At 58.1% G+C, this 5979-nt stretch carries 7 protein-coding genes and 1 pseudogene; 1 reads left to right on the top strand and 7 read right to left on the bottom strand.

Annotated features, from left to right (window positions below; translation table 11 throughout):
* From AAAC48_RS16535 to AAAC48_RS16520, 4 genes are all read right to left on the bottom strand, one after another.
* A partial coding sequence (locus AAAC48_RS16535) for a DUF899 family protein (RefSeq protein ID WP_340655227.1) occupies positions 1–176 on the bottom strand: 176 nt, incomplete at its 3' end.
* Between the two features lie 99 nt (positions 177–275).
* Entirely contained in the window at positions 276–752 is a 477-nt protein-coding gene (locus AAAC48_RS16530; RefSeq protein ID WP_340655225.1) for a hypothetical protein, read from the bottom strand.
* 374 nt (positions 753–1126) lie between these two features.
* Positions 1127–1318 (bottom strand): DUF6494 family protein, encoded by a 192-nt coding sequence (locus tag AAAC48_RS16525; protein WP_340655224.1) that lies wholly within the window; start codon positions 1316–1318, stop codon positions 1127–1129.
* 156 nt (positions 1319–1474) lie between these two features.
* Positions 1475–1957, bottom strand: coding sequence for an isoprenylcysteine carboxylmethyltransferase family protein (locus AAAC48_RS16520; RefSeq protein WP_340655223.1), 483 nt, complete (start codon positions 1955–1957; stop codon positions 1475–1477).
* Positions 1958–2008: 51 nt separating this feature from the next.
* On the opposite strand from AAAC48_RS16520, the gene AAAC48_RS16515 reads away from it, so the two are divergent.
* Complete coding sequence (locus AAAC48_RS16515) at positions 2009–2353, top strand: hypothetical protein (RefSeq protein WP_340655222.1); 345 nt, start codon at positions 2009–2011, stop codon at positions 2351–2353.
* A gap of 88 nt (positions 2354–2441) precedes the next feature.
* Here the strand turns inward: AAAC48_RS16515 and ybaL are convergent, their stop codons facing one another.
* The 3 genes and pseudogenes from ybaL to AAAC48_RS16500 all read right to left on the bottom strand — a co-directional run.
* Positions 2442–4154 carry a YbaL family putative K(+) efflux transporter gene (gene ybaL, locus AAAC48_RS16510; protein WP_340655226.1) on the bottom strand — a complete coding sequence of 571 codons (1713 nt, stop codon included), beginning with the start codon at positions 4152–4154 and terminating at the stop codon, positions 2442–2444.
* A gap of 385 nt (positions 4155–4539) precedes the next feature.
* Positions 4540–4827 (bottom strand): annotated as a pseudogene (locus AAAC48_RS16505) (peptide-methionine (R)-S-oxide reductase); the annotation flags it as partial.
* A gap of 125 nt (positions 4828–4952) precedes the next feature.
* On the bottom strand, positions 4953–5979 hold a 1027-nt coding region (locus AAAC48_RS16500; RefSeq protein WP_340655221.1), incomplete at its 5' end, for a DUF3604 domain-containing protein.

Below are 5979 nucleotides of genomic sequence, written 5' to 3'. Positions count from 1 at the left end.
GCCATCCACGGCATTCGCCGCCGCTCGGCGGCCAAGGCGTCACGGGCGCGGGTCTGGGCCTTTTCCTTCACGAGCAGCTGCTCGCGGGCCGCCTCCCACGCCTGCGGCGACACGACCGGTGGTGTGTGCATGGCAGGCTGTCCACCTATCCGTCCGTTCTCGGCTGATGTAGTCATGGCTTTTGAAACCTCCTAATTTGGGCGAATTCCCGCGCCTCGAGGCTGAAGCGCAATTCCATTCGCTGCTCATCGCTCGTTGTTGGTCGTGAGATAGTTTTAGCACCGGAAATCGAACGGTGGGAGTAACAAGTGCGGCGGTATTCCGATGGAGTCGCTGATTGCAACCTCGGCGCATGCGCTCGATGGGGCCGGATCAATCGGCGCCCGATCGAACTCGATACCGTTTTCCCCGGCTGCGATCAGCCTGAGCGTGTGGCTGCTCTGGCCCGCTTTGAGGTGACGCAACAAAAGTCTGGAACGGCGGAAGCGGGTGAGGACCGGCGGTTCGCGTGAACGGCCGCTTTCGGGAACGCAATCCGATGATGGCGGGGTCCGGATCGGGGCGAACACCGGACTTTTCGATCTGCGGGAGAAGAGCCCGCTCATGCCGCGATTGTCGAAGCGATCTATGCCGAAGTCGACATGCAATTCGATGACACCCGCGCCGCCCGCATTCATCGCAAGGTAGAGGCCAAGTCGAGGAAGGGAAATGCAGTTCCCGAAAGGAGAGGGCATTTTAGTGTCGGACAGCATGAATCCGTTTGCAAGGTTTGGAGGCGTTGTTCATGAGGTTACCAAATCGGGAAGGGTTTTAGCGCTTATCGAACTTTTCGGACGCATGACGCCAGTTGAATTCGAGCCGAGACAACTCACCCCCGCGGTATAAGACCGACGTAATGACCGCTTCCCAGCAGTGATTGCGAGGTCAGCCCAGATCATTTTAATCGATATCCCTCGATTGGGCCTACCTCGATAGCTGGGCGCATTTGTCTGTACCCTGATGCGCCGTTCTCTGTCCGGATCGTCCGATTCTAGCTCGTCGGACAATGTCGACAAAAGCTCCCAAACTGCACCAGCCGGCTTTGCTTCGGCCGCGTCGGACGAGTCGCTTGATCGCTTCGCCGGGCTTACGGAAGTTCGATCTCGCCGTCCACCACGTGGGTGAGGCCTGTGCCTTCGGCCGTCAACGTCATGCGGACCTTCAGCTTCTTGCCGCCGATCTGCCCTTCGCGCACCGTCTCCTCGATCTTGCGCTGTGAAGTGACGCCGACTTCCTTCAGGAACTTGCGGATCGACATGTTGAAGGCATCTTTGCTCATGGCTGAACTCCTCTGTGTCGGGATTTTCCTTTAACAATTTTCGCTCGATATTCGCTCTCCCGCTGAGCAGGTCCGCAAGGGGATCCCTTGGTGGACGGCAGGAATCGGCCCTGTTCCCGACATTCGAGTTCCGGCAGGTTGCCCTTGTTCGTCTCGCTACAGCCACCGCCTGACGCGGCCCTTATAGGCGAGATAGACGTCACCGAACTTCCGCTCGAGATAGGCCTCCTCGCGGGCGACCACGCCGTAGCGGATGACGAGATAGAACGGCACCAACAGGACGAAGAGCCACAGGCTGTCGAAGGCGACGGCCAGGCCGATGAGGCCGAGGAACATGCCGATATAGATTGGATTGCGTGTGAAGCCGTAGGGCCCCTCGTCGACGATCGTCGAAGTCGGCTGGGTGGTCTGGATCTGCGTCCCCACGCGGCGGAAGGTCGCCGCTGCCCAGATCAGCAGCGCCAGGCCGGCGAGAAACACGATGCCGCCGAGCCAACCAGCTGGCACGGCCGCCGGCAGGAACGGCAGCGGATAGAGCCAGTCGAGCGCGAGCCCGGTGATCGCCGCGAGCGCCCAGACGATCGGCGGCCGTACCGCCGCGCCTGAACTGTCGCGCAAATTCCCGTTCGCCTCGTTCATGCCGCCCGTCCGATCCGCTCCCCCGCCCGCCGGAATATTGGTGCAGGGAGAGTGCGTTTTGTTATTTCTGCCAAGGCTTCCTCCACCGTTGGGAGTTTACGTCGCTTCGAAAGAAATTTGAAGGCGGAGAGGAAATGGATCGAATTCACACGACAGTTCTCGCAGACAGAAGATGCTTCGTCGATGGAAGATGCGAGTTCGAAAAACTCGACAACAGAAAGTGAGTTCTCTCCTGGTCGATCGATTTTCGTCACCGAAAGAGGAAACCCTTTTGCTACGTTCGGCGGCGTTGTCGATGCAGTTACAAACGCCGGCAGAGTGATCGCGCTTATTGATCTCTTCGGACGCATGACGCCAGTTGAATTCGCGCCGAAACAGCTAACCCCTGCGGTATAAGACCGAAATAAATTTCCGCTTCGCGTGCCAAGAACGGTCATCCAGTAATGGCCGTTCTGCACCTCCGCCGTCTGCAGGCTTGCGGCTTTTACGACTTTTTACGGCTCTTCCGAATGTGTTCAATAATGCCGCGCGCTATTTCCCGCTCTCCCATGATGATGAGGTTGGCTCCAAACTTGCCAAGATGTTCAACCTCAGCGTCAGAGTGAGCACGTGCGATGATCTCCAGATTCGGATTTGCAGCCCGGGCCTGCTGGATGAGATTGCCACCTTCGAAAGGATTGGGGATGGCACTAATAAACCATCGTGCCTGCGAGAGGTTCGCGGCGCTCAAGATATCAGGTTGCAAGGCATTTGCGGAAAACGCCTCTATGCCGCGGGCACGCAGCTGCTCAACAACTTCCTGTCGCTCTTCAATAACGAGCAAGGGCAGACGGTCCGCAAGTATTGCTTCGGCTACACGGCTTCCAACGCGGCCATGACCAACCAAGACAGCATGACCGGTGAGCTCGGTAGTATTCGCTTCACCTGCTCTTGCAGGAGGAGCGGGCTGATCAGGCGTATTTTGTTGCTCACGCTCGGTGAGCCACGGCATGGCGCGGTTCAGAGCAGCAAAGAGCAACGGATTGACGAGAATCGAAAGAATCGCACCAACCAGAATGAGATCACGGCCCTCGTCTGGCAGTAGCTTGAGAGCGACTCCGAGCCCGGAGAGGATGAAGGAAAATTCGCCAATCTGTGACATGCTCGCGCCCATCGTCAGCGCGGTGCGAAGCGGATAGCGCAGAGCAAGCGTTATGGCGAACGCAACGATGGCATTGCCGACGACAATGACCAGGAACGTGCCAACGACCGGGACCGACTCGCGCACGAGGATTGTCGGATCGAACAACATCCCGACAGAAACAAAAAACAGAACCGCAAACGCGTCACGGAACGGGAGGGTTTCTTGCGCCGCCCGCTGACTTAGCCGCGACTCAGCAAGAATCACGCCTGCAAAGAACGCTCCGAGTGCAAGGGAAACGCCGAATAATTCCGCAGCCCCATAGGCGACCCCGAGAGCGACGGCCAACACTGCCAGCCGAAAGAGTTCTCGCGAACCGGTGTGGGCTGCGTAATGGAGAACCCATGGGATTACCCGCTTTCCAACTACCACCATAAGCAGCACAAACGCAGCGATCTTGATGACAGTGAGGCCGAGCGCACTCCAAACTGTTTGCGTCTCGAACCGGCCGAATAGTTCAGTGGGTTGCGTCGTACCTTGCCCCAGTCCTCCAAGAGCGTCGGCGAAAAGGGGCAACAACACAAGCGCGAGGATGACGCCTATGTCCTCGACGATCAACCAACCAATCGCGATGCGCCCCCGCTCAGTTTCCAGCAATCTGCGCTCGTCCAAGGTCCTCAAAACAACGACAGTACTCGCAACCGACAGCGAGAGGCCAAACACTATGGCCGCTCCGATGCTCCAGCCCATCAAATGGGCCAATCCGCCGCCGAGCAGGGAGACGATCCCAATTTGGCCAAGAGCGCCGGGTACCGCAATCGCTCGCACCGAGAGCAGTTCCTCCATTGAAAGATGAAGCCCGACCCCGAACATCAGGAGCAGAACGCCGACCTCGGCGAGTTGTTGCGCAAGCATCTGGTCTGCAATGAAGCCGGGCGTGAAAGGTCCTATCACAACGCCTGCGATGAGGTAGCCGATGATGGAGGGCAGCCGAATCCTGTTCGCAATCGTTCCAAAAACGAATGCAAGCCCTAAGGCTGTGACTAAAGTGGCAATGAGCGGTGTTTGGTGAATCATCTTGACCTTATGCGCGCCTTTGACGATCGATGCGTCGACTAATGCGATGAAGAACAGCGCACCGCCACAAACCACCATGCCGATCAAATGCATGATAACGGTGCGACCCAGGATTGAAAGCGGCTAAACATCGGAAAGAAGGCGGAAAATTGCGAAATGTCGAGGTTGTTCTGGAGGGTCGTGTCGCAAACTTCGACGCGATGGATTGGTTTGCAGCCACTGCTGCCAAAACCTAGTTCGTGGTCATCCAACCTCAGTGGCTCGCCAAAAACAAGCAATCGATCCTCGACCGCGACTGGCTCTCGCTGAAGCGGGCTTCGTCGCTTCTGTGGCTTGGAAATCGTCAAGATCCTGGCCGTAGTGGTGACATGGATAAGAGCATCGTTCAGCTACTCCATGGTTCGCCTTCGGGACCACCTCGGCGGAGTTTGTCGGGAAGCAGTTCTCCATTAGGTGTGAACTCAAGCGATCCTGAACTTATGCAAAAGCGCTCCCGGTCGGAGGCGGGCCGTCCGGAAGGACATGCTCTTGGTGCGCACCGCAACGAGCGCAAAAATGTCCGGAGATGATCTTGAGCGACGGGCGCGGTGAAGCTCGGCCAGCCGTTACCACTTTCATACTTTGCGACGGCTTTGAACAGCGGCAGTCCGCACAAGCGGCTCGTATCAAGCCCCTAATGTCGGCGATCCGTGCCTCCCTTGGGCCAAGAGCGGTCAAACGGCTCTCTGCCTCACCTTGAAACAAACAGTTCGCTTAGGTTCCCGCCCGAATTTCAAGGTTGCCTTGCAGTGCTCGAATTTACCTCGATGGGCTGTACCAGATCGGCGAGGTATAGGCCCGTTCCTGCATCTTCATCGTTACTTCCGATGGCATATTGATGCCGAAATATTTCGCATCGTACGCGGTCCAGCGCGGCGTTGGAATTTCGATGACACGGCCGTAATAGAAGGCGCGCTGGGCTGCATCGAATTCGGGATCCTTCCACACCGCGATTAGCTCGGGCGCGCCGATTGTGTTGCTCCACGTTGCGTTGGCGATGTCCACCGTGTCGCCGACAGGCGGCAGTTTGCCGTCAGCACCCGGTTTGCGATCTCCCGACCATGCAACGTCGTATACCTTTTCATGGACTTCGCCGGCCGCGTCCAGCCAACCCTTGACGATCTGGTATCGGTCGAGATTGGCACCAATCGGGTCTTTCAGCGCCGCGACGAGGAAGGTTGGGACCTTTCCGGCCGGAGCCGGTCCAATGTCACCGCCCATCGGCACGCCCTTGGTATAGCCCGAGATCGCAGGACTGCGCGTATTGGCATCACTTGCTTCGAAGTCGAAGCCACCGAAGAAGCGGACCAGCATCCGGGGACCAGTCGTGGCATAGGTCTCGCGGCGCTGCATTGCATCGAAAAGCGCCTCGCGCGTGTTTTCGGTCGCCCATACGCCCGCGTAGCCGGAGGCCGTCTGCTCCCATCCCATGATAACGCGATCGCCTTGCTTCACGAAGGGGTGCGAAGCCCGCTCCGCGCTCGGCTCGCTGCTCGATGTCTTGCCGAAGAAGTTGTCCTCCTCGACCGCCGTTAGGCCGGTATGGGCGTCGGTCGATCCCACCAGTCCAAACTTATAGGGGTTGACGCCTAGCTTCTGCTCGAGCTTGAGGCCGTTCTTGAAGGCCGAGCGGGCATATTCGTATTCGAACATATCGGGTGTCTTCGCGACAGTCAGGTCGAGATTACCCTTGTCCCAGCGCTCGAAATTGGCGAACTCGTCATTCGGCGACAGGAAGGGATGCGTCTCGCCATCGCCCTTGATCTGCGTCACCTCATAGAGTCGT

The organism is Phyllobacterium sp. (assembly GCF_037994405.1).
Taxonomy (GTDB): Bacteria; Pseudomonadota; Alphaproteobacteria; order Rhizobiales; family Rhizobiaceae; genus Phyllobacterium.
This window is presented reverse-complemented; position numbering and strand designations above follow the sequence as displayed.